Consider the following 20178-nt stretch of genomic DNA (forward strand, 5'->3'; position numbering starts at 1 on the left):
CGTAACCTCCTTTCTAAATAAAAAGACACCGCCGCTAAGCGATGCCTTCCGTTTTATTCCGCTGATTCGTCGCCCATAACATATAGAAGCCCGTCGTTATCTGTGTCCGGATATGCTTTAAACGTCAGATTAGCGATACGCTCATCGTCTGAGTTGTACGTGTATTCCGGGTCTGACATAGCGCCCGCAAGTGGGATCGTGATGTAGTCGTTGGGTGTCGTACCTGATGCTGTCGGTTTAATGACGAGCTTTTTGGCCGCTGCCAACATATCAAAGCCGGCTTGCCCCGATACTTCGAGCTTCATTTTTGTAGGGTCAGTACTGTCTTTAACGAGTCGACTATTCGGCATTGCTGCGGCTAGTCGTTCTAAATCATGAAGCGCGAATGGTACCGTTACCTCTGCGTTTCGACCTTTCATCGTTGACTTAACCGGCGTGTCTCCGTACTGGTCAACCGTCGTGTCTTGAATCGACGTTTCTGCCTTAAAGACGATGCCGCCTTTTGTAATATCAAACGTTACTAGCTCGGAACCTTCGCCAAACTCGACGATTGCCGGTCCGATAGGAACGTTGATCCCTCTGATTCCTGCCGCCATCTATTTTCCTCCTTTTATATTTGCGCAAAATAAAAAGCGCCCCTAAGGACGCTCTACGCAATCGAAATTTAATGAATATATCGGACGATCGGATTCGTCGTCTCCTAAATACAATGGCGCCGAGTTATTGCAACGCATCTGTACGATCGAGCTTTCGCCGACCTGCACTTCGGTAACGTTCGTAAGCGCATCGTATATTTCAAATGCTTTATCTTCCGTGCCTGCGCCGTCTCTAGCTTCGCCGCGCACGAGTATTTGAAAGGACGGCCGCTTTAGTCCGGTGTACTTAGACGTAGGAAATCCACCCGTCAATTTAACCGAGATTGCGGCGCCTTTACTATCTACCGGAAATTTATTTACGTAATATTTTCCGTCGACTTTCGACTCAATGAAATCGATTAGCTCGCCTACACGCATTAGATCAGCCCCCTACGAACGCCTTCAGCGATCCAGCGTACGTACTTCTCGGCGTTTCCTTTTAAGGGTCGTTCGAGGTATTTATTTCCGACTTCGTACCCCTCGATGCCGCCTGCCGCTTGCGAAGCTGGCCCGAGATTGTAGTCCATTTCGTGGGTCCATATCGCATAGTTGAATCCGCCTTCGACCGCTCGGAAAGAAACGTCTACGACCGCCTTGCCCTTCGCGAGTTTGTAGTTTTTCTTGATACTCGCGCGTAAGGTTCCTTTGTCGATCGGCGCGATGTTCTGCGCAATTCTACCGAGATCGTCGCCGGAATCACCTAACGCCTGCGCGGCACTTTCTAGGGCGCTTCGGTTAGCGTTAGTTATACCGGTTATAAAACTACTCGCATCGAGCGTAAAACTCATAGATACACCTCCGTCAATAACGCTTTACCGTCGATATGTCTCTTAACGTTGATTTCCTTCGGTCTCTTTTCCATTGTTTCTCCGAGTTCATTCGTATAAGAGATTACGTCGGTATAGCGCACGTCAGCTAGGCGATCTAATAGAATACGAGCCGATGCGACGGCTTCCTCGGATTTAACGACGCCGTTGTTGCGCGCCTTAACTGCGGTCGACCCTTCATCGATACGGCATTTAAGCGTAAATTCAGCGCCATCGTTAACCGGGTTTCCCCATCGATCAAGCTCGTCAGACGGTCGCTTCACCGTAATAGTTTGACGCATAGGAAATATCGCCACCTACAACACCGTCCTTCTGATTCGCTTGCCTCCGATTTGGACGCCGTTTTCATCTTCGATGGCCGAGATAGACTCGCGTGGTATAAGATCCTCGTCTTCACTACGTAACGTATCTTTGTAGTTAAACGCAGCAACGCCGGTAATTGAGTATGAGGAAATACCGTGTTTATTCAATCGGTTCGTATCGTTGTACGCGATCGCCAATACGTTAACAAACTCGTAGACTGCTTTGTCCGGTATGACGTATTCAGGAAAAACACGCGTTAAAGTCGAAGAAGCCCGGTTTAATAGCCGCGCCTTCTTATCGTCCTCTGCGTCTATCCAATCCTCGATATCTACTAACATCGAATTGATATATTCGTTTGCGCCTTCGACCGTAGCCGCCAATCGCCTCACCTCCTGTTATTTTGCGGAGGATTTCTTGGCGGGCTTTTTAGCTGGCGCCGGCTTCGGTTTATCCTCCGATTTTATACAAGTAACCCACTTCGGGCACAAACCGTCTAGTAGCTCGATCTCGTCCGGGTCGTCCGTCTCATACGTTCCGTTGTGGTCAAATACAATCTTTTGAGAACTTCCGATCATATAAAAAGGTGTCGCTTTATATACAGCCATTAGCTAGACCCCTTTCCCTCTAACGCCTCCAAACGACTTCGATAATCGTCTAAAATCGACTTGACTTCCGTATTAAGATTATCGAGAAAAACACTGCCCTTTCCGATGGTTCGAGAGTTTACAGCTCCATCCCCAATATGCCTATTTTTAATTGCGCCATCCTCAATATCTAATGACCCGCCTTCAGAAGATTGAAGGTTTTGGATAATGTCACCTAGTTTCAACTCATTCGCAATAGGCATTGACTCGTTTAAACGTTGTTTTTGACTCTCCGTTATCGCCAAATGTATTTCCTCCTTTCAAAAAATAAAAGACGGGCAATTAAGCCCGTCGATTAAGATACAGTCGTTGCGATGTTTTCGAGAATCGCAATTTTTTCGTTAGCGTTTTTAACTTTGATTCCGTATTCCCCGCGAATCTGTCTTGCAACAAAGTCTGCGCCCGGAACACTTGCGTCTGTATCGTATACAGAACGTCCAGTTAAAGGATGTAACGAAAGAATGCTGCGGTCGAACAAAGCGATCTTATCTTTCGGGAAGTTAGGGTCAACAATGACCGTAGCGACTCCGCCGCCAACCATGTCCGAAACAAACGTGCTGATTCTGTGGCCAGTAGCTGCGTCTGTGCGTTCAGTTCGGATAGTGTCTGTCGCCATTTTGGAAATCTGACGAGCACCCGCTGTATTCGTTAAGATTGTATTCACAGAACCGCCTCGGAGATAAACTTGCTCCATCAATGCGTTAATATCTTTAGCTTCTACTTCTTTTCCTTCTAAATTCGCTTTTGCTGATCCTTTAAGATTAGCGAAGTTTAAAAGTCCGCCAGTCATACGTGGCTTACCGTCAATTCTACGTCCATAAATCAACCAGTCGTTGAACTCACGCGCCATTTCTTTCAGTCTTAATTGCACTTGGTAATTGAGTTCATCCGTTACGTTGTGCGTTCTAACAGCTTGTTGTGTGTTAGAAACTGCCGCATATCTTTCGATGATCTGCGTGAAGTTGTAATCAACATAGCGGTCGTGCCCTTCGTCCATGCCTACGCCTGCACCTTCATTTTGCGGGCGTGAAACAATTCGCAATTCAGAACCGGCTTTTAACGTTTCCTGAGTAGTGCCGTCGAATCCTCGAATAACTGTCAGCACATCGCCTGAAACGTCGGTAACTTTAAGATATTCCTCCCCGACAACAACGATAGCGTCTTTACGGAACTTAGATCCGTCATCTTCTGCGACCGTAATCTTACCGTCTGCCCCCACTTCTTTAATCGTTGCTAAGTTCGAGTTTAAACGATCTGACATCCACTCGAATTTAGTTTGGAAGAGAGCTTCACCATTTAGTCCCACAAGCCCTAAAAGAGTCGGCTCGTCTTGAAGAATTAGCTCGATTCCCGCGTCCAACTGACGTACTTGATCCTTAAAATCATAACTCTTTAACATTTAATTTCCCCCTAGTTATTTAGTAGACTCTTTATTTTGTTAGAAATCTCAACAACCTTTGAAAAGTTTTTTTCCTTCTTCGCAGTAGTTAGTTGAGCTTCTAAAGTCTTGATTTCCCCGCCCGATTCTCCGCCGCCATTTGTAGCTTGACCTATTGGCTTACTATTTTGAGTGGATTTAATCAGGTAAGGTTTATTGTCAACGATCTCCCTAACAACACCCTCGATTCCGTGCACTTTACCCTCATCGACCTTAACTCCCGATAAGTCTGCGAGACGTAATGCGTCGTCAACATAGGCGATGCCGTGAGCCGTAGCAATCTTAATAAACTCGTTCGTAATTTTGTTTTGTTCGTCCGCTTTTTTAAGATCCTCGATTTGCTTCGCAAGGGTTTGTTCAGTCTCCGATTTCGCTTCGAGTTCCTTTTTGATGCGCTCGAGTTCCGTCAGTTCTGCGTCTGCCTTTTCTTGCTCCGCTTTTTCGTACGCGCTTAGCTTCTCTTTTAAAGAGTCATAGTCTGCGTATTTAGAGACAGCGCGTTTAACGCGAGACGTAATCTTCTCGTCAAACTCTTCCTGCGTAAGCTCGATTTTCTTCGGCTGATCCTCGCTTGGTTGCGTTGGCGTTTGTTCTTCCGCCTGACCCCCGCCTGCTTGATCATCTGCGTTAAATAACGGCATAAATCGTTTTACAAACATATCGTCCTCCAACCGTTTTAAGGCCGTCGCCTATTAGATAAACCAGCCGTTTAGTTTAACGTCTTAACGTTCGGACAATAAATCTTCGCTTCTGATCGGCGAATATACGTGCTTACATCGCGGATGAAATATCTCGCCCGTCGCCTGCAATTCGTCGTAGGTTAAATAAGGACCCGGCGCATCTATCGTAAGTTTCATGATCTCGCCTTCGTGAAAACGGCAGTAATCCGAAGCCCCGTGCGATGATATTTGCGCATACAAAACGCCGCGATCGACGGCTTCGTTAGTCGTTGCTTCGCGGTATGTCTGCATCATTTTCGTTCGGGTCACCATATCTGCGTATACTTCCGGCTTCCAGCGCCGTCCTTTTGCGTCGACGATTCCGGTCATGACGGATTCTTTGAGTCGCTTTTTTATGTCGTCTCTTATCGTCCGTCTTCCGTTTGTGCCCGACGCCATGTTGTACTTTATAGAATCGGAAACGGCGCGCCTGACTGCGGCTTTTGTTTTCCGGTCTACATTCTGCGTGACCACTAGAAGGTCCGCTTGTGTGTCCGCAATAGCTGCCGCGACCATTGTTTCGTTTAACTCGTTGAACTTTACGATAAGAGCCGCCTGTTCAACTGACTCCGCGACCTTAAGTGAGACAAGCGTATTTATAACGCCTTCTCTCGCAGCAATAGGTACGTTTTCGCTAACCCATCGCGCCGACTTCGTATCAAGATCGGCTAAAATGCGACTGATTGACTGAAGTGTCGCAAACGCATTGGCTCGTCGGAAATCCGAAATATCAACGCGATCCAGCTCGGCGAGAATGTCTTTTATGGCGGTTCGATAATGGCCGGCAAGCTGATTCGTCTGGTAATCGTAGTTAGGTGCCGGTACTTTCGCCATTACTCATCGTCCCCGGGTTCCGGCTCATTAAAGATCGACGCATCTACAAAGCCATTTGCGGACGTTTCGTCTTCTTCAATGCGGCGCATGATCTCGTCTGCCTTTTCGTCGTCAACGTCATCCATCGCCTTGATTGCGCTCCTTACGTCGAGCGTCGGCTTACCTGCCGTTCTGATCTGCATGATCTCCGCCCACTCTTTCTCGTTCTGCGGAATTCCGTCGTTCCAAATAGCTCGCGGATAAACAGCTTCGTCAACCTTGATTCGTTTGACTGCCTTCTCCAAAAGCATACAAGTCCATAGCGCGTCTCGGATCGCTTTATCGTAGTGCGCACGAATTCGTTTCACCTTCGAAAGAATCGGCATAAAACGAGCTTTGATTGCAGCGCCGTCTGTATGAGACGTTCCGGTTCCTCCGGAGTTATCTCCCGACATTACAGTCCCAAAAAGCCACTGCGGTGTTTCTGATTGCATAAATACGCTACTAAATAAGACATCGAGTTCCTTAAAAGCCGCGTCTAGTTGCGCCTGCCACACCATATAACCTGGCGTCGGATCGTCTTTTGTTACCGGAATATATGCGCCTCCGAACCGGACCGTATCGCCATCGTCTTGAATCTCGGGACCATACGCAGTAGGATCGCTGTGTTTCCATAGGATATAGTCGATCTGCACTAGGCGATCATTAATCGCAGCAAACGTTGTTTCTAACTTCTCTAAGCCGCCGATTCCGAAGAACTCGTCGTCAATCGACTTATACGGAACATGAAAAACAGGGATATGTGGCAGATGCGTTTCTTCAATATCTTCTTCGCGACCTGTCGGAAGTTGTTCGCCGATTTTATATACGGATATGGGTGTACCTGTTGAGGTATCAACTCCGTTCTCGTTCAAACGGAAACGCGAGTAAAGGATATAGCCTGGTATATGTCGCTCGACATTTAAAAACGGAATTTCCGTCTTCTCCGTCTCGACCCATTCAATCTGCGCAATATTGACCGCCTTTAGCTTCTTGACGTTGCCGGCACTGAACTCCGGAAAGACTGCGCCCGCGCTAACGTGTTCGATAATCGCTTCCATCTCGGCGTCTGCCGGCACGGGTAGCCTGAGCTTTTCAACTTCCGTAAAGTCTTGACGGTATCCGTACCGCACCTTAAACCACGAATCGCCTCGAAATCCGTTAGCCGTTGCGCTTTCGTGAAGAAGCTGATTAATATCGTTTTCCTCAACGTAGCGATTTAGAGCTTTTTGTTCCTCGCTGTCGTCGGGTAGGCCGCTTTCGAACTGAACCGGTTCGCCTACTAGAAGGTCAGCCGGCTTCGTGACGAGAATGTCTGCGAGATTGACCGCGATATATAGTTTCTTTAGTTGCGCCGCTTGCGGCGAGTCTTTGAGTACGTCAGTCGCACGCTCGTAAACGTCTCGTTGCCGTCCTTCAAACAACTTTTTCATACGCCTATATTTTGCTAGACGCTCGATTGAGTCAGCCGGTGGAAACTGCGCGCCGGGTCGGATGATACTGTACGTCTTAGTATGCGATCCGTCGTCGGGTTCGTGGTTGCGGTGCTTAAACAAGTCCGTAAAACCCATCGCTTATTCCTCCTTTAGAAGTGCGTCTAACTTATCCGCTTCATTTTGAATATCATCGACTGACTCGTCGGTTGTTGTGTTGTCGGTAATAATTTGCTTCTCGGTTAGTAGTCCGTATCGTTTCATGAATAAGTCAATCGCTTTAACGGACGGTTGTGGTCCGTCGATCAGCGTCATTAATTTACCGTAAACTTTCGCTCTATGACTGGATAGCATATCGTCTGCGAGTAAGTTCATGTATTCGATGAATGCGGAATCTTGCGTTCGCCATCGATACAACCCCATTCGCGACATCCCTAGTTCTTCTGCGAGTTGCTCCTGCGTTTTCTTCTCGCCGCCTTCCGGCATAATTTCATTCAAAGCGCAGGCCTGGGCGGCTTTCCGCTTCTCAAACGACAGTTGCGCCTCTAGCTGCTTAACTCTCGACATTTAACGTCCTCCTTTCGTTACATAAACTTTGGCTTCGATTGAATCACCGTTTTAGCTCGTTTACTGACACTCACCGCCATCTCTAAGGCATCCGGTAGGTCATCGTGCCAATTCGAGCCGTACCGCTCAAACTGCTCGAGTAAGAGCGTTTGACTACGGTGAAATTCGATCTCACCTTTTTCGATCTGCGGCATGAGCGCTTCGATACGAAGTTCTTTCCGCGATCGTTGATTTATTTTTGTGACGCGCGATCCAGCCGGGTATCCTTGTACTACCAACTCGCGTTTCAGCGTATCAATGAAGAACTCTTGCGCCATTTGAGACTCTGCCGCTATTCGATCCGGTAGATACTCGATGACTTTCTCCACAATCCTACGAAGAAACTTGTCGGGGTGAATCCGTTCTCCGTAAGCATCAATGATGTATATCTTTCCGGTCTTTTTATGTTTGGCAATCGTGACAATAGCCGAAAAGTCGCCACGCTCTTTACCCATCGCGAAGTCAATTCCCATATAAATTGCGTATTCTTTACGATTGAGTTTGAAATCGGTCCAATACGAAAAGGACTCCGGCTTAAATAGCTGCGAGTCCTCGTCGATCGGATTATTCATAAATTCGGTATTGAACGCCTTTGTGCCGATATTGACCTTTTCGATCATCAGTGCAGGCAAAGGAAATCGCCCTGGCCATAAAACCTCGGCTCCTCCGTCCATTTCCGCTTTGTGTTCTTCATAGAAACTAATAGCTGCGCGCGCATTCGGCGTGGACATTGAGTCTTCCGATTCCGCCTGCATCATCTCTTCGACTTCTTCGTCGCTTGGTACGTACTCTTTGTATATACGTTCGAACTCCGCCCACAAATCGGTCCTCTTCGGAGGCTTGATGATCGCCGGAAAACTGTTCTTAATAAAATCGCGACGCTCGTTCAATACGTAGTTCAGCAAACTATCGAAATGCACAAGTGTTCCCATGAAAATAAACGCTGTTTTCGTAGGATCACCCGCAGGCATAAGGTCTTGGTTAAGCCAATCCTTCGCCTTCTGCCGCAATTCAGGCGTATTGTTCGAGTCAAGCGACTCTAAGTCGTCCAGTAAAACTAAATCCGGTCGCTGCGAACCATTACGGAATCCCCGAATCTGCGTCCCGAGCGACGTGGCTTCCATTTTGATTCCGGTCGTAGTAATAAAAGCCGTTTCGGAATCCTTTTCGTTGCGCGTTTTCTGCTCGTACAGGACTTCGCCAAAGTCCTCCCGCAATTTTTGGTTGTATTTAAGTTGGCCCGCGACCCATTTGATAAACTTAATCGATCCAGCGTTCGTTTCCGAAATAATCAAGATCATTCGGCGCTTTTTATAGACGATTTCGCGCACCGGATAGGCATTCGATAGATACGCCGACTTTGCGTGCCCCCTCGAAGCCGCCCAAGCGATACGGGCCGTTTTATTCCGGTTAGATACCGAGTCGAGGATCGACGATAACTTGGCGTGGAAATTCGGCGCATCGTCCATGTCTACTGAGGTCGTCGGCACGAGGTTATCCGGATTTTCCGGGTTCCGTGCTTCCGAAAAGTATTCGTAGAAGAAATAAAGCATATCGACCTCGGCGCGATGTACCCGTTTCAACTTAATGAGTTCGTCGCGATCCTTCCGCATAAGATCGACGTGGTAGTCGCTGTGCTTTCCGGCTTTGATTATGTCGCGCAGTTTCTTCAGCCGCTTGGTGACCGCTTCGATGCGCGCCTGCCTTTCTTCTCGTTCTAAGAATTTACCGTTAATATACGCCAAGTTAGCGTCCTCCTTCCGTCAATTTATCGTTGACTTTATTAATCCGTTATCGTATATTGAATGTATCGAAAATAATATTTTATTACATTGGAGTGATATGGATGGCTAACGCAGTGAATCCGATCAAAAGTAAACGCGATTTCAATAAACTAAAAAACGCCCTCAAACCGGGGCGAGACCGTCTGTTATTGCAATTAGGGACGGCTTTTGGGCTTCGTATTTCCGATTTACTTTCGCTTAAGATCGGGGATCTTCGCGGCCAAACGTCTATTAAAATAACCGAAGCCAAGCGTAGCAAAACGCGTGTCATTACGTTTTCAGCCGCCGTCAAAAAGCTCGTCAATGAACTCGAAGGCGCCGACGAAGACTACGTATTTGCAAGCCGTAAGGGCGCCAAGCCGATCAGCCGCGTCCAAGCCTATCGCATTCTAAACGAAGCCGCCGAGCGCGCCGAGATCGCCAAAAAGATCGGCAATATCGGTACTCATACGCTTAGAAAAACGTTTGGCTACCGTTTGTACGAAATGGATATCGCAGTCGATCGTATCGCAGCGATTCTCGGCCATTCGTCCGAAAAAGATACGCTGAAATATATAGGAATCACGGCCGACGAGATTTCGGTCGCATACGAGAGCATCGCGATTTAGGTCGTGGTGCTTTTTATTTATCTGAATACCTTGGCTGATGTGTTTGCGACGCCGTCGATAACTATCGTCGATTCTTTATTCACGTCGACTACCTCGATCGTTATTAGTCTTATCGGTGATGCAAATCCAGGTAGCCTAACACCAGGATCTTTAAATACGATCTTTCCGTTCAATTCGTTCTCTAATGTTTTTTTGTCGGAATAAGATAAATAAACAACGTCATCGAACGTTTCGACTAACGCCCGCAGCGAAGTAGTAACGCCGGCGGCTCGTCTGAACAACAACGGACCTGCGTACTTAGTTTCGTATGCGCGATAAATAATATCGTTTGTCATCGCTCTCTCGCCGGATCTTTGTCCGACCACGTCTTCAATACGTTTGATGTACTCGTTGTATTTACCACCATCTTCGTCTCGGCTACGTAATTCTGCTAGAGACCTCACCGTCTCTTTCGCCGCGCGCTGTACCGCTTTTAGTCCTTTGATAGCCTCCGAAACATCTACGTCTACCTTTACGTTTAAATTGCCGACTGATTCGCGTTTGTTTTCCGCCATTCACGTCATCTCCCTTTGTCCGTTTTATTGCTGCGCATTTTAACGCAAGCACAAAAAGACCGCCGGCGCTGACCGGAAGCCTCGTTCTGATTGCGTTTATTCGTTAACCTTTTCGTATATCTCTTCGAAAATCTCTTTTTCAACCGGATAGCGCTCGCCGCGAACGCCGGTAACGATGTAATGCTTTCCGACTTCAACCTCGTACCAACCTTCAAGAGTTTTGATCGCCGGCTTGTTATTCGCTTTAGGTACCGGTCCGCTTTTCGGATAGAACCCGATTAATTTGTCCGAAAATACCGGATAACTAGCGTAGCCATCCTCCATACCGCGCTCAAAAAGAACCGCTTCGACTACGACCGGTCTTTTGCGATACTTCGTCATCTATCCGCCCTCCCTTCAAAATCACACGAAATCAGCGCTTTTCACCGTCTACCCTTACGAATACCCTAGTCGGCTACCAAAACGTCTAATTTCGTGCATTTTACGTGTTAAATTCGTTATGCTAGTCCGTATCGTTCCCGCAATACTTTCATATCGGCGGTTATTTCCGCTTTTAACGAGGCGATTGCCACCGGTTCTGCCTCGTCCGTAAGTCGTAGCTGCTTAAGCGCCTCTATTTTCGTCCTTAACGCGCTATTCGTGATCGCGGTCGGGTAATGCGTGCCGCAGACGATGCAATCAAAGTACGTTTCGACGACGCTTTTTCGTACGGCGCGTTCTTTTAATTCGATGGCGGTTCGTTGGTTACATGCGTCACAGGTGGCGAATGTAGGTAGCGTGATCATGGGCGATCGCCTCCTCGTATAGTCACCGTCTCGAAATAGAACACGCCAGGTTCATCCGGACACAACGGAATCTCTTGCGGTTGGATGTCCTCACTTTTCGCAATAAGGCGATAGTTATTCGTTCCCCACGTAAGCCCGTTAGGATCTACGAAAGTTTCCTGCTTAATTTCATAGCCGTCTAATTGCGTTAAATCTTCCGGCCGATCAACGCCTAAGAAGATGCGAACCATTTCGCTAGTTTCTCTCGTCAAGTATTTGTTTTCCGCAATACGAATGCATCCGTCCATGTGACCGCCTCCTCTTCCGTTTTGTAGTACGCCTAACACCCCGAGTTTAAAAAATTGTGCGCAAGTTTTGTTTACTAGATTCCGCGTTTTTGGCCGGGGCGCTTGGGGGCGGGCGGCTTTCGTTTATTTTTCGCGATCATTATTGAATAACGCATTCATAACGTTGCATAACGAAAGTAACAAAAAGACTTTCTGTTACATTCGCGTTGACTACAAACGTTGATGCACTGCGGTCGGTAGCCGTTCGAGCAGCGCAACGAAAAGAATTAACTTTATGCATCGTGCCAGCCCCGCCATGCCACCATTCGTACGGGCTGCCTATGCCGGCCGTCATGTATACGATCCTGCATAAACGGATTGGCTTCGGCTTTCAACCCCCTGAGTTTTCGGAGGCCTCGTCCGCCGGCGGCGCTTGCTTGATTGCGGATGTCTTCGCCTGTCCCTCCCCGTCACCCTACCGTCCGTCTTCGTACTATATTATATACACCGCCTGTGCCTACCGTTACATAGCGCCTGTATGACGGTACCCTATTCGGCTAATAAACCGCTACCTATCGTCACCCTACCGTTAGTATGTTACGTAGCGTTACGTCTCTCTATAACGTAAGACAGCATATCCGCATGTTACACAAGTATATCTACGCAGTCCTTACGTTTAGTTATCGTCTGTGTGTCCGTCCTATTATCGTTGTCCCTTCCGTATGTACTTAAGTGATAGCGCCCTCGGCTCCGCCTCGTCCGCAAATAAAGCCCCGCCGTCCTTCTATATATGTATTCAATTGCGTTATCTGCGGAACGGAGTGACGCTAGGTCTTCCCCTAAGAATAAGACAACGTTAACGCCTAAAAACGGCTGTATCCCACGTGGCTCTAAGCGTCAAGGTGGTTTTAGCGTGTTCTGTTTTCGCCACACTGAAAGGCCGTTTTGTTCTGTTTTCGCCACACTGAAACGTCGACCATCCGTTTTTCGGCGCAAAAAAGAGACGCTCGTCCTGAACGTCCCTACTCTCCGCCTTCTTCGTCCTCTATTTCGAACAGGTCTTCGTACTTCCATCCGCCCGCTTTCATTAGCGCAACGACCTGCCAATCTTCGTGCCGACTATTCGTATCGAACCGCGAGATAGAACCCTGCGGAACGCCCGACGCTTCCGATAGCCTTGTTTGCGTCCAACCGTCCGCCTTCATTAGTTCTCTCAGACGCGGCCTTACATTTATGCGCTTGCTCATCCGCACCACCTCCGTATTTATATAAGTAATTATACGATATCGAATATTTTTTCGCAATAACCGTTGACATACGTTATACGATATCGTATAATAAAGGTACAGAAAGGAGGTGCACGAATTGATTGAACTGGCTACTAAAATATCCGTCTTGCTTGCGTCGTGGTTGGCGATCATCAAAACCGCAATGGAAATCACGGCAATGAAGAAGCAACGGAAAGCAAAAAGAAAGCGACGGTCTCCCTCCAAGAAGAAACGTCGCAAGTAAACGGACGGGGCGTTAAGCCCCGGTTCAATCAATTATACCACACATGCGCAAAATTAATACGGTTGATACGTTGCTCATTATCGTACTGGTCGTTTGGATCGCGTTCACGGATTATAACGCAATGCAGCCGATTGACTTCGCAGCCGTCGTTACGTTAATCATTTTCGGTGGCACGGTCGCAATAAAAACGCTAATAAAATAAGACGTCGAGCAGCCGTCCCTTCCTAGACTATTACGACGCTAATTAGACGGCGCTGGCGTACTAAAATCGTTGTTAAATAACCCTTTAAAAAAAATTATAAAGAGTGATAACCTTACGAATATTACCAAATACAGAAAGTGGGATATCCTATGTTTAAAGTAGACCAGAAAAAAGAACTAACAATTGAACAAATATCAGAAGTATTAAGAAATCGAACAGTGCTGTACGACTTTTCTTTAGAGGATAAAGCGAATAAAATCACCCTGCACATTCAAACAGATAGTGCGGTAATCGAATTAACTAAGTTTAGTAAAAAAGCAATGGTCGCTTTTCTAAGCGAGTTAAGAAATAACGTTGATCAAATTGACAGAGATGATGTTGCTGACCTAATAGAGGAACTTGATTTCATTGATCGAGTATAACTGCCCGGACTGTTCATTCGCCCGGCTAGACGTAGAAATCGAACCCGCCGCTAAATGTCCGAACTGCGGTGGCCTTCTAAATATCGAGGAGGAGATTGCCTAATGGACGTAAAATTGACGGCCCTGGACGACTCAGTAGTTCCAGCGAAAGCACTCGAACGAGCCGCCGAACTATTTAAAAGAGAACGCGACGACGCACCTGCCGGCTTTGATTTCGGCTTTAGACTCGCTCTAATCGCGTTCGGATACGATATAAAACTATACGAAAATAATACCCAACGGGAGGAATCACGATGAAAAAGACGAAATGGATTACGGCTCTACTCGGCCTATCACTCGCGGGCAACGCAGCACTAGGAATTTACGCAGCTAAACTAAACGAAGACGTCGATATTGCTTACCGCGTAGCTGACGACATGGCTCTCGAAGCAGAAACGGCGCAAGAAACGATACAGCGCGAATACATTGTAGAAGGCGCAGACTACGCAGTATCGGCAGATGACGGAGGCTTCGCTTTTAACCCCGACAAAGTTAACGCTAAACCCGGGGATCGGATCAGCGTAGAGTTTACGAAAAAGCAGTACGAAGATGGCTCCGGCTATAAGAAAGTCGAAGTGATCGACGATTAAAATACGAGGAGGACGACGATATGAAATTCCGCAGATTCTTGTACGGATGGGCTAGATTTTTGGGAGACGTAAACGCAGTGAAGAAAAACGACGTAGGAGGACGCATCATGCGACGCAGCGTCGGAAGGGCTTTCGGAAGGTTGTTTAAATAAGCGCATAGATACGTTATAATACGAAGGTTGTGAGGTGAAAGACGTGAATAGACCGCAGCCAGGCGATTATGACGTATCTGTCGTTTATGATATGCGCGATATGCCCGACGTTAAGAGCGGACGTTGCGACAATTGCGATACGTCGAAGTTTAACAGTTCGATCAAAGGCGGAGTGTTTCTCCGTAAATGTTCCAAGTGCGGAATGACTAAGCGAATATAGCGCAAAAATAAAGACGCCCTCAAAGGCGTCCTTTTTCGTTTATTTAGACGGCGATCCGCCTGGCTTTAGTTCGCCTGTTTTAGTGATCGCTTTGATCATCCGTCTCACCTCCCGTAATAATAGCATACCACTTTAAGTCGCTCAAAAACGAAACTATACAGCCGCGGACTTCTTCAGGATCCGAAAAATCCATCTCACATTGTAGCGCAAACTCGTCAACATTGATCATATAGCTGAATTTTTCTTGATCGGCTATCTTACTAAAATCAATATGCCGCATTTGAGGTATGCCTTTTTCTTTCAACCAGGCTAAGAATAAGACATCGCTTGATTTATTGTCAGACCTTTCTGCTAAATGAATTAGGTCATAAAAGCTTCCGCAGTCAGGCACCGCCAGGTATTTGACTATCGCCTCTCTATGCAATGACAACACTCGATCTAGGGCGCATTGAGCCTCTGTCTTTTCTGAATATGGAATCATCCCAAACCATTCTCTAATATTCATAATATCAACCTCCATTTTATCGCGACTTCTTGGCGTGATCATCGAATAACTTTCGTACGGCAACCGTCCATTCCGTTTTAAATCCTTCGGGCTGGCGGAACAATAAATCCGGATGCACTAAGTAACGTACCTCGTTGCGTGTTCCTGTAACTAAAACGGCGCCTACGCCTTGCAGACGGCCCATGATTTTCGAAACGGTCGATGCGTCATGTCCGATTAGTTCGGCTAACGTTTCGCGACCAATGTACTCAATATCCGCCTTTTCTGCGTTAGGATCGGCGCAAAGGTAATATTCGCTATAATGAAAGAACGGAATTATCTTGTAAAGCATACCGATTTCATTTAGGCGCAGATTAGCGATGGTCTGTCGCGCTTTGACCGTATAGACCTTCGTAAATACTTCGTTTTTAATGCGGCCACCCATCGTATGAAAGCGGCTGCTGACGTAAATGCCGTCGTATTTTAGTTCGATCAAGCCGAGTTCAACCAAGCGGCCGACTAACGCATTAGCATTCGAGCGGCTACGGTCAAGCAAACGTGCTATGTCCGACTTATTCATCGGATCTCCAGCCGCCCCTTTGACGAGCTTACCGTCGCTTTTGATGCGTAGCTGAAGCATGATTTTAACCATTGCGCCTGCTTCCGTGAGTGATAGGTCGCGGATAATAGCGCTGAGTGTGTCGTTGTAAGATACGATGTAATTGCGCCCATGATGAAACCGTTTCTTCGGCGCTAATGTCGCACGCAGCCGTGCCTTTTCGAGTTCTTCCGGCGTTCTAATGACGGCTTTTATAGCGTCCGGCACAAATACACCGAGCTCTCCGTCCTCATTTACTACGCGATCATATTTTGTCACCTTCATCAAACCGCCCCTTTTCGTATTTATCGCAAAACAAAAGACGCCTATTGAGCGTCTGACCTTACCGTTTTGATGCCGGTTGCTATATTTACGGTGAATTGACCGCTAGACTTTCCGCTTACAAAAGCGTTGTATCGTTTGCGCGCCGTCTTATTACGTGATTTTGCATGGCGGTCCGTGAATAAATTATCGTAAGGTGATCGTGTACGACGTTTAGGTACGGCGTAATTGGCGCCAGTGATGTCGTATTCTTCAGCCATTTTATCGGATGCTTCACCGGTCTTGCGTGTCTTTTCCATGCGTTCGGACATGATCGGATATTCTTCGGCTGACATTTTATTGCGACGCGTATCCGATAGTTCTTCGTATAAGATTAAGTCGGACAGACGTTCGAGTGCGTTGGCCGGCGGTGTGCCGTCGTACTTAGCAAGTAAAACGTCGATTTCCAATATGCGTGCTTCGCGCTCTAAGGCGCCGGCTTTTGTGCGTTCGTATAGAGCCGAAATGGCTTCGTGTAGTTCTTCCTTCGTCAATTAAGCGCCCTCCCTTTTCGATATTAAAATGTAGTCGCATTTTTCACAGCCGTACACAACCTTACTAGATCGATCCTCTAATTCGGCAATGGCTATCGGGTAGTAATGATGGTCGCATAGGAACTGTTTCATACGACTCGTGATACTTACTTTAAGCATCAAACCGCCCCTTTCTTCGTTCCGTAACCTTCGCCGTGTGACGCCCAATAGTAGTAAATATCGACGATCTTATTTACCGCAGCGTTAATCGCATAATCCACGGCTTGCTGCGTAATACCGAGCGCCGCGCCCGCCTGTGTTTGCGATAGGTCATCGAAATAGACTAGACGTAGTGCCTCGTATTGCTTTCCGGTCAGTGCCGCCAATTCGATGGCGCGGTCTAGGTCGATTAGAATATCGCAAGCAGCCATGTCGCCTAAGAAGCGCCGTTGTCTGAGCGTTGTGTAATCGGCTAAAACCGCCTTGACACCGTCGGGTCCGTCTAGTTTATATTGCGTTTCATACCGCAGATGTTGGTCGGGCTTGTTCGTCGATGCGCCCAATAATACCGCCTCCTTCGTTTGCTTTCCGCCTGTAAATCGTCTATAATCGTCTTATAAAATAAGCGAGGTGTGTACGTATGGCATTAGAATGGATTTCCGCGGTTAATGATACCGCCTATATTTCGTTAGATAAGCAAGGCCGCATATACGTTAACTCGGCCGCTAGATCGCTGATAGGTCTGCCGTCAAATGCTCCGTTTCACCTTACGATCGGCTATGACGCTGAAGCAGGCTGCCTAGTCGTCGCGAAGCCGGAGAAAGTAAAGACGGAAGTGCAGCCGTTTAAGTTCGATAAGCGCGCATATAGTAAGGCGGCTCGTCGCGTTTTAGAAGGTGCCGGCCTTGAAGATCGTGAGCTACCGATACGATTTTATTTGATCGGCGATGGCGAGGCGTCTAAGCAGCCGCACTTAGCCTATCCGAAAGGTACCTACGCGTTCTCTTTGAGCTGATCCGAAAGTGCGCTACCGATATACCATGCGACACGAGATGCGATGCCGTTGCCGACGACTCTGTACTGCGCTGATAACGAAATGTCGTCGGGCAGAACGTAGGTATCCGGCACCGATTGAATTCGGAGGCACTCACGTACTGTGAAACGTCGAGGCGCTTCGGTTGGGTGGATCGGCTGTCCGCTATTGTGATGCGCAGGAATCGTATTAGACGGTTTGATTAGCGATTGTACGCGGTTAGCTTGATCGTACGAGTATTCACGCTTTGGCGTCCAAAACTTACAACAGTCCTGCGAATACGGTTCCGGTAAATCTCCGATAACATCCCGCAACACTTTCGTCCTATAATCTCCTTCTAACGGCTTCGGAAATTCGAAATTGAATCCGAGGTCTTTTCGCGTTCCTACGATAAACACACGTTCGCGTTTCTGAGCCACTCCGTAGTCCCACGCGTTGATTAGCTGCCAAGAAACTTCGTAGCCGATTTCGCTGAATTTCGTTAATAGATCGTCAAATGTCGCGCGGTGGCGTTTCGAAATCAACCCCTTAACGTTTTCAAACACGAATGCTTTCGGATGCTTGGCGGCAATGATTTCTAGATAGCGCCATACTAACTTGCCGCGCTCTCCGTCGGCGCCTGCGCCTTTGCCCGCAACGGAGAAATCTTGACACGGAGGGCCGCCAAAAATGACGTCGGTATTCGGTAGAGAGCCGATATCAACCGTACTGATGTCCGCTTGTTCTACGTGATCTCCGAAGTTGTGTCGATACGCTTTGACTGCGTTTTTATCGAAGTCGAGCGCCTTTACAATATCGAAGCCGGCCGCTTTGAAGCCGACAGCGCCGAGACCTCCGCCGCAGAATAGTTCTAGTACGGTGAGACCATTCGCTGTATGTTGCGGTGTTAAGTTAAATTCGCCCATGTATTCGCTCCTTTCGTTTAACGACCCGGGATGCAGTGATACGTCTCTAGGACTTGTTAAAACAGTGTAAGCCGCCTCATCCCATAAAACCGTTCGCTTTCTAGATAAATAACGAGAAGAATAACGTCCATCTTGCGGATTAGGTTCATGATTCGGAACCTCCGTCATTTAACGCCCTCCATCGCCATAATTTCGTCCAGTCGCGCATATAAATCGTCAAGCGTGCCGTCATTTGCGACTTCGTAATCAACTTCGAAATGGTCGAGCGCCGTTTCTGTCGGATGGCTTAAATCATTTAGATTAAATACGTCACCCCGACACCTAGCACGCTTGGCTCGCGTAACAGAGTCGGCGGAGATTCGCAGGATTTTAAAGCCCTCCGCTTTTGCACGTCTATATTCCGCTTCTTTCCGAATATCCGTAATTAACACGTTGCTTGGACGCCCATTCCGAAAATGTTCGTGGTCTTTGATACGGCGGAACAAATAAGCGACCCATACGTTGCTTGCGCCAGGTACATCTAGCTCCGTTATTCCGTTAATGAAATCACGCATGGGTTGGCGCTGTTTTGAATCGCCTCGCAGTTCCGGAAATAACTCGTAAAATAGCGCCTTACCTTTTGCGGAAAACGTAAACGGAAAGAATTCGTACATAGTTACGAGATACTTGACGGCTTCGTCTTTGCCGGCGCCCAGCTTACCCGTGATTGCGAGTTTCATAGGCCGGCCTTCTTTAATCCGATAAGTAACTCCGCAATGAATGAGCCGCTCAGCCCCGTTTGGATGCCGATGTCAGCCGTTAGTGTTGCGAGCTGTTCGCCGAGGCGCACTTTATCTTCGTGGAGGGCGTTGATTTCGGCTTGATGGCGGGCGGCGGTACGTTTTAATTCCGCCACTTCTGCGCCTAGATTGGCAAGTACGGTGATGACGTCGGATTCTTTCGGTTCGGCATCGTCTTGGACCGGAGTGAGGACGAGAAGCTGGTCGCTTTCTCCGTCGAAATAATCCTCACGGCCGAGTTCGTCTTCCAAATAACAAGAACCATCGTCATACATAACGTCATTACCTTTCACCACGCTGATATGACCGATTGGCATGTCATAGCTTTTATTTACGATAATCTTTTCGCCTACTTCCGCCTTACGGTCTTCCATACGGTAGCGCTCACCGTCTATGTGGACGATGTCGGTCGGTTCGAGTACGTGGTAGTCACTGCATTCTCCATCCCCGACAAACCACTTCCCGTCGTCATCGACGAAACTGTTATCAAACCCGATGAAATCGACGCTGACCTCGCCTTCTCCATTAGCAATGTAGACTTTTCCGTAATGTCCTATTTCGTAAATTTCTCCTTCGTTGTATTCAGCTTTAGTTATAACGATCTTCTCGCCAACCTCCGCGTTCCTATCCACCGCAACATATTCGCGGTCTACGCCGAGCTTCTCGTCCTTTAATACGTGTATAGTGCGTTTTTCTTCCGTCATTAGAACGCCTCCTCTTCGAGATAATTCAACGGGTTGTAACCGGACCAAGTCGTTCCTAGAACCGCTGTAACCTTCGCAATAGTTTCCGTATCTAAGTCGACTTTCACAATGTCGCCTTCTTCGACAACACCAAAAATTTCGCTATGCTTCCCGTTAACCTCACCGAAATATAGTTCCTCTCCGACCAGGTTAACGACCGCTTCTTCCGTTGCGACGAATAAACCTTCGAGGCTTCCGTAATCCATATGCCACCCGAAATTCCAAAGACATTTATCACCCATTATTACGCC

The 20178-nt window shown here is 47.6% G+C and carries 34 protein-coding genes; 7 read left to right on the forward strand and 27 right to left on the reverse strand.

Translation table 11 applies throughout. The features are described 5' to 3' along the window. Positions 1-53 precede the first annotated feature (53 nt). From NSS78_RS16055 to terL, 13 genes are all read right to left on the reverse strand, one after another. Complete coding sequence (locus NSS78_RS16055; protein WP_180310280.1) at positions 54-596, reverse strand: hypothetical protein; 543 nt, start codon at positions 594-596, stop codon at positions 54-56. A gap of 42 nt (positions 597-638) precedes the next feature. Beyond that, a complete protein-coding gene (locus NSS78_RS16060) occupies positions 639-1013 on the reverse strand; it encodes a minor capsid protein (RefSeq protein WP_342468172.1) in 375 nt (124 codons plus the stop codon). Further along, complete coding sequence (locus NSS78_RS16065; RefSeq protein WP_342468173.1) at positions 1013-1423, reverse strand: hypothetical protein; 411 nt, start codon at positions 1421-1423, stop codon at positions 1013-1015. The genes NSS78_RS16060 and NSS78_RS16065 overlap by 1 nt, the downstream gene beginning before the upstream one ends. Then, entirely contained in the window at positions 1420-1743 is a 324-nt protein-coding gene (locus NSS78_RS16070; protein ID WP_253622212.1) for a hypothetical protein, read from the reverse strand. Before NSS78_RS16070 ends, NSS78_RS16065 begins: the two co-directional genes overlap by 4 nt. A gap of 15 nt (positions 1744-1758) precedes the next feature. Next, positions 1759-2145: a hypothetical protein gene (locus NSS78_RS16075; protein WP_301288922.1), complete on the reverse strand. Its 387-nt coding sequence runs from the start codon at positions 2143-2145 to the stop codon at positions 1759-1761. A gap of 15 nt (positions 2146-2160) precedes the next feature. After that, a complete protein-coding gene (locus NSS78_RS16080) occupies positions 2161-2370 on the reverse strand; it encodes a hypothetical protein (RefSeq protein ID WP_253622210.1) in 210 nt (69 codons plus the stop codon). Next, positions 2370-2654, reverse strand: coding sequence for a hypothetical protein (locus NSS78_RS16085; RefSeq protein ID WP_253622209.1), 285 nt, complete (start codon positions 2652-2654; stop codon positions 2370-2372). Before NSS78_RS16085 ends, NSS78_RS16080 begins: the two co-directional genes overlap by 1 nt. A 50-nt stretch (positions 2655-2704) precedes the next feature. Then, complete coding sequence (locus NSS78_RS16090) at positions 2705-3808, reverse strand: DUF5309 family protein (protein ID WP_003212730.1); 1104 nt, start codon at positions 3806-3808, stop codon at positions 2705-2707. An 11-nt stretch (positions 3809-3819) separates the two neighbouring features. Next, positions 3820-4506 carry a Clp protease ClpB gene (locus NSS78_RS16095; RefSeq protein WP_253622206.1) on the reverse strand — a complete coding sequence of 229 codons (687 nt, stop codon included), beginning with the start codon at positions 4504-4506 and terminating at the stop codon, positions 3820-3822. Between the two features lie 63 nt (positions 4507-4569). Beyond that, complete coding sequence (locus NSS78_RS16100; RefSeq protein WP_342468174.1) at positions 4570-5400, reverse strand: phage minor capsid protein; 831 nt, start codon at positions 5398-5400, stop codon at positions 4570-4572. After that, on the reverse strand, positions 5400-6989 hold the full coding sequence (locus NSS78_RS16105; protein WP_342468175.1) for a phage portal protein: 1590 nt from the start codon (positions 6987-6989) through the stop codon (positions 5400-5402). The genes NSS78_RS16100 and NSS78_RS16105 overlap by 1 nt, the downstream gene beginning before the upstream one ends. Before the next feature lie 3 nt (positions 6990-6992). Continuing rightward, entirely contained in the window at positions 6993-7418 is a 426-nt protein-coding gene (locus NSS78_RS16110) for a phBC6A51 family helix-turn-helix protein (RefSeq protein WP_326040918.1), read from the reverse strand. A 17-nt stretch (positions 7419-7435) separates the two neighbouring features. Beyond that, positions 7436-9202: a phage terminase large subunit gene (gene terL / locus NSS78_RS16115; protein ID WP_342468176.1), complete on the reverse strand. Its 1767-nt coding sequence runs from the start codon at positions 9200-9202 to the stop codon at positions 7436-7438. Between the two features lie 101 nt (positions 9203-9303). Between terL and NSS78_RS16120 the strand changes: the two genes are divergently transcribed. Then, positions 9304-9849 carry a tyrosine-type recombinase/integrase gene (locus tag NSS78_RS16120; RefSeq protein WP_342468177.1) on the forward strand — a complete coding sequence of 182 codons (546 nt, stop codon included), beginning with the start codon at positions 9304-9306 and terminating at the stop codon, positions 9847-9849. Positions 9850-9866: 17 nt separating this feature from the next. Here NSS78_RS16120 and NSS78_RS16125 read toward each other — a convergent pair whose 3' ends face one another. From NSS78_RS16125 to NSS78_RS16145, 5 genes are all read right to left on the reverse strand, one after another. Then, positions 9867-10403 (reverse strand): hypothetical protein, encoded by a 537-nt coding sequence (locus NSS78_RS16125; protein WP_342468178.1) that lies wholly within the window; start codon positions 10401-10403, stop codon positions 9867-9869. Between the two features lie 96 nt (positions 10404-10499). Then, positions 10500-10784, reverse strand: coding sequence for a hypothetical protein (locus NSS78_RS16130; protein WP_342468179.1), 285 nt, complete (start codon positions 10782-10784; stop codon positions 10500-10502). Between the two features lie 116 nt (positions 10785-10900). Next, positions 10901-11188: a hypothetical protein gene (locus NSS78_RS16135; RefSeq protein WP_342468180.1), complete on the reverse strand. Its 288-nt coding sequence runs from the start codon at positions 11186-11188 to the stop codon at positions 10901-10903. Further along, positions 11185-11475, reverse strand: a complete 291-nt coding sequence (locus NSS78_RS16140; RefSeq protein WP_342468181.1) for a hypothetical protein — start codon at positions 11473-11475, stop codon at positions 11185-11187. Before NSS78_RS16140 ends, NSS78_RS16135 begins: the two co-directional genes overlap by 4 nt. Positions 11476-12476: 1001 nt before the next feature. Beyond that, positions 12477-12701 carry a helix-turn-helix transcriptional regulator gene (locus NSS78_RS16145; protein ID WP_326040912.1) on the reverse strand — a complete coding sequence of 75 codons (225 nt, stop codon included), beginning with the start codon at positions 12699-12701 and terminating at the stop codon, positions 12477-12479. Between the two features lie 118 nt (positions 12702-12819). Between NSS78_RS16145 and NSS78_RS16150 the strand changes: the two genes are divergently transcribed. The 5 genes from NSS78_RS16150 (at position 12820) to NSS78_RS16170 (ending at position 14591) form a co-directional block, all read left to right on the forward strand. Then, on the forward strand, positions 12820-12966 hold the full coding sequence (locus tag NSS78_RS16150; protein WP_180310264.1) for a hypothetical protein: 147 nt from the start codon (positions 12820-12822) through the stop codon (positions 12964-12966). Positions 12967-13317: 351 nt separating this feature from the next. Further along, positions 13318-13590 (forward strand): hypothetical protein, encoded by a 273-nt coding sequence (locus NSS78_RS16155; RefSeq protein ID WP_342468182.1) that lies wholly within the window; start codon positions 13318-13320, stop codon positions 13588-13590. A 102-nt stretch (positions 13591-13692) separates the two neighbouring features. Further along, the gene (locus NSS78_RS16160) at positions 13693-13887 is read left to right on the forward strand and encodes a hypothetical protein (protein WP_342468183.1); all 195 of its coding nucleotides are present in this window, start codon (positions 13693-13695) and stop codon (positions 13885-13887) included. Next, on the forward strand, positions 13884-14219 hold the full coding sequence (locus NSS78_RS16165; protein ID WP_253622196.1) for a hypothetical protein: 336 nt from the start codon (positions 13884-13886) through the stop codon (positions 14217-14219). Before NSS78_RS16160 ends, NSS78_RS16165 begins: the two co-directional genes overlap by 4 nt. Before the next feature lie 243 nt (positions 14220-14462). Further along, on the forward strand, positions 14463-14591 hold the full coding sequence (locus NSS78_RS16170) for a hypothetical protein (protein ID WP_253622932.1): 129 nt from the start codon (positions 14463-14465) through the stop codon (positions 14589-14591). A gap of 79 nt (positions 14592-14670) precedes the next feature. On the opposite strand, the gene NSS78_RS16175 is transcribed toward NSS78_RS16170, so the two are convergent. From NSS78_RS16175 to NSS78_RS16195, 5 genes are read right to left on the reverse strand one after another with little or no spacing between them, the layout of a single operon-like run. Then, positions 14671-15096: a hypothetical protein gene (locus NSS78_RS16175; protein ID WP_342468184.1), complete on the reverse strand. Its 426-nt coding sequence runs from the start codon at positions 15094-15096 to the stop codon at positions 14671-14673. 16 nt (positions 15097-15112) lie between these two features. Beyond that, entirely contained in the window at positions 15113-15958 is an 846-nt protein-coding gene (locus tag NSS78_RS16180; RefSeq protein ID WP_342468185.1) for a helix-turn-helix domain-containing protein, read from the reverse strand. A gap of 41 nt (positions 15959-15999) precedes the next feature. Continuing rightward, a complete protein-coding gene (locus tag NSS78_RS16185) occupies positions 16000-16488 on the reverse strand; it encodes a hypothetical protein (RefSeq protein ID WP_342468186.1) in 489 nt (162 codons plus the stop codon). Then, positions 16489-16647: a hypothetical protein gene (locus NSS78_RS16190; RefSeq protein WP_342468187.1), complete on the reverse strand. Its 159-nt coding sequence runs from the start codon at positions 16645-16647 to the stop codon at positions 16489-16491. After that, positions 16647-17030 carry a sigma factor-like helix-turn-helix DNA-binding protein gene (locus NSS78_RS16195; protein ID WP_342468188.1) on the reverse strand — a complete coding sequence of 128 codons (384 nt, stop codon included), beginning with the start codon at positions 17028-17030 and terminating at the stop codon, positions 16647-16649. The genes NSS78_RS16190 and NSS78_RS16195 overlap by 1 nt, the downstream gene beginning before the upstream one ends. 77 nt (positions 17031-17107) lie before the next feature. Here NSS78_RS16195 and NSS78_RS16200 point away from each other — a divergent pair, with 77 nt between their 5' ends. Beyond that, positions 17108-17482: a hypothetical protein gene (locus tag NSS78_RS16200; RefSeq protein WP_342468189.1), complete on the forward strand. Its 375-nt coding sequence runs from the start codon at positions 17108-17110 to the stop codon at positions 17480-17482. Here NSS78_RS16200 and NSS78_RS16205 read toward each other — a convergent pair. From NSS78_RS16205 to NSS78_RS16220, 4 genes are all read right to left on the reverse strand, one after another. Then, entirely contained in the window at positions 17461-18405 is a 945-nt protein-coding gene (locus tag NSS78_RS16205; protein ID WP_342468190.1) for a DNA cytosine methyltransferase, read from the reverse strand. The genes NSS78_RS16200 and NSS78_RS16205 overlap by 22 nt on opposite strands. Positions 18406-18569: 164 nt before the next feature. Further along, complete coding sequence (locus NSS78_RS16210) at positions 18570-19124, reverse strand: dephospho-CoA kinase (protein WP_342468191.1); 555 nt, start codon at positions 19122-19124, stop codon at positions 18570-18572. Further along, complete coding sequence (locus NSS78_RS16215; RefSeq protein ID WP_342468192.1) at positions 19121-19888, reverse strand: hypothetical protein; 768 nt, start codon at positions 19886-19888, stop codon at positions 19121-19123. The genes NSS78_RS16210 and NSS78_RS16215 overlap by 4 nt, the downstream gene beginning before the upstream one ends. Beyond that, complete coding sequence (locus NSS78_RS16220; protein WP_342468193.1) at positions 19888-20169, reverse strand: hypothetical protein; 282 nt, start codon at positions 20167-20169, stop codon at positions 19888-19890. The genes NSS78_RS16215 and NSS78_RS16220 overlap by 1 nt, the downstream gene beginning before the upstream one ends. Between the last annotated feature and the right edge of the window lie 9 nt (positions 20170-20178).

The organism is Bacillus sp. FSL W8-0920 (genome assembly GCF_038593215.1).
GTDB classification, from domain to species: Bacteria; Bacillota; Bacilli; order Bacillales; family Bacillaceae; genus Bacillus; species Bacillus pumilus.

Bases quoted from the DNA above. Each gene is read 5' to 3' on its own strand.
- NSS78_RS16180 (WP_342468185.1), bottom strand. From the start codon at position 15,958: ATGAAGGTGACAAAATATGATCGCGTAGTAAATGAGGACGGAGAGCTC.
- NSS78_RS16125 (WP_342468178.1), bottom strand. From the start codon at position 10,403: ATGGCGGAAAACAAACGCGAATCAGTCGGCAATTTAAACGTAAAGGTA.
- NSS78_RS16095 (WP_253622206.1), bottom strand. From the start codon at position 4,506: ATGTTTGTAAAACGATTTATGCCGTTATTTAACGCAGATGATCAAGCA.
- NSS78_RS16205 (WP_342468190.1), bottom strand. From the start codon at position 18,405: ATGGGCGAATTTAACTTAACACCGCAACATACAGCGAATGGTCTCACC.
- NSS78_RS16170 (WP_253622932.1), top strand. From the start codon at position 14,463: ATGCGCGATATGCCCGACGTTAAGAGCGGACGTTGCGACAATTGCGAT.
- NSS78_RS16130 (WP_342468179.1), bottom strand. From the start codon at position 10,784: ATGACGAAGTATCGCAAAAGACCGGTCGTAGTCGAAGCGGTTCTTTTT.
- NSS78_RS16165 (WP_253622196.1), top strand. From the start codon at position 13,884: ATGAAAAAGACGAAATGGATTACGGCTCTACTCGGCCTATCACTCGCG.
- NSS78_RS16105 (WP_342468175.1), bottom strand. From the start codon at position 6,989: ATGGGTTTTACGGACTTGTTTAAGCACCGCAACCACGAACCCGACGAC.
- NSS78_RS16160 (WP_342468183.1), top strand. From the start codon at position 13,693: ATGGACGTAAAATTGACGGCCCTGGACGACTCAGTAGTTCCAGCGAAA.
- NSS78_RS16175 (WP_342468184.1), bottom strand. From the start codon at position 15,096: ATGAATATTAGAGAATGGTTTGGGATGATTCCATATTCAGAAAAGACA.
- NSS78_RS16060 (WP_342468172.1), bottom strand. From the start codon at position 1,013: ATGCGTGTAGGCGAGCTAATCGATTTCATTGAGTCGAAAGTCGACGGA.
- NSS78_RS16155 (WP_342468182.1), top strand. From the start codon at position 13,318: ATGTTTAAAGTAGACCAGAAAAAAGAACTAACAATTGAACAAATATCA.
- NSS78_RS16100 (WP_342468174.1), bottom strand. From the start codon at position 5,400: ATGGCGAAAGTACCGGCACCTAACTACGATTACCAGACGAATCAGCTT.
- NSS78_RS16140 (WP_342468181.1), bottom strand. From the start codon at position 11,475: ATGGACGGATGCATTCGTATTGCGGAAAACAAATACTTGACGAGAGAA.
- NSS78_RS16070 (WP_253622212.1), bottom strand. From the start codon at position 1,743: ATGCGTCAAACTATTACGGTGAAGCGACCGTCTGACGAGCTTGATCGA.
- NSS78_RS16190 (WP_342468187.1), bottom strand. From the start codon at position 16,647: ATGCTTAAAGTAAGTATCACGAGTCGTATGAAACAGTTCCTATGCGAC.
- NSS78_RS16080 (WP_253622210.1), bottom strand. From the start codon at position 2,370: ATGGCTGTATATAAAGCGACACCTTTTTATATGATCGGAAGTTCTCAA.
- NSS78_RS16055 (WP_180310280.1), bottom strand. From the start codon at position 596: ATGGCGGCAGGAATCAGAGGGATCAACGTTCCTATCGGACCGGCAATC.
- NSS78_RS16215 (WP_342468192.1), bottom strand. From the start codon at position 19,888: ATGACGGAAGAAAAACGCACTATACACGTATTAAAGGACGAGAAGCTC.
- NSS78_RS16065 (WP_342468173.1), bottom strand. From the start codon at position 1,423: ATGAGTTTTACGCTCGATGCGAGTAGTTTTATAACCGGTATAACTAAC.
- NSS78_RS16135 (WP_342468180.1), bottom strand. From the start codon at position 11,188: ATGATCACGCTACCTACATTCGCCACCTGTGACGCATGTAACCAACGA.
- NSS78_RS16200 (WP_342468189.1), top strand. From the start codon at position 17,108: ATGGCATTAGAATGGATTTCCGCGGTTAATGATACCGCCTATATTTCG.
- NSS78_RS16145 (WP_326040912.1), bottom strand. From the start codon at position 12,701: ATGAGCAAGCGCATAAATGTAAGGCCGCGTCTGAGAGAACTAATGAAG.
- NSS78_RS16110 (WP_326040918.1), bottom strand. From the start codon at position 7,418: ATGTCGAGAGTTAAGCAGCTAGAGGCGCAACTGTCGTTTGAGAAGCGG.
- NSS78_RS16210 (WP_342468191.1), bottom strand. From the start codon at position 19,124: ATGAAACTCGCAATCACGGGTAAGCTGGGCGCCGGCAAAGACGAAGCC.
- NSS78_RS16090 (WP_003212730.1), bottom strand. From the start codon at position 3,808: ATGTTAAAGAGTTATGATTTTAAGGATCAAGTACGTCAGTTGGACGCG.
- NSS78_RS16220 (WP_342468193.1), bottom strand. From the start codon at position 20,169: ATGGGTGATAAATGTCTTTGGAATTTCGGGTGGCATATGGATTACGGA.
- NSS78_RS16120 (WP_342468177.1), top strand. From the start codon at position 9,304: ATGGCTAACGCAGTGAATCCGATCAAAAGTAAACGCGATTTCAATAAA.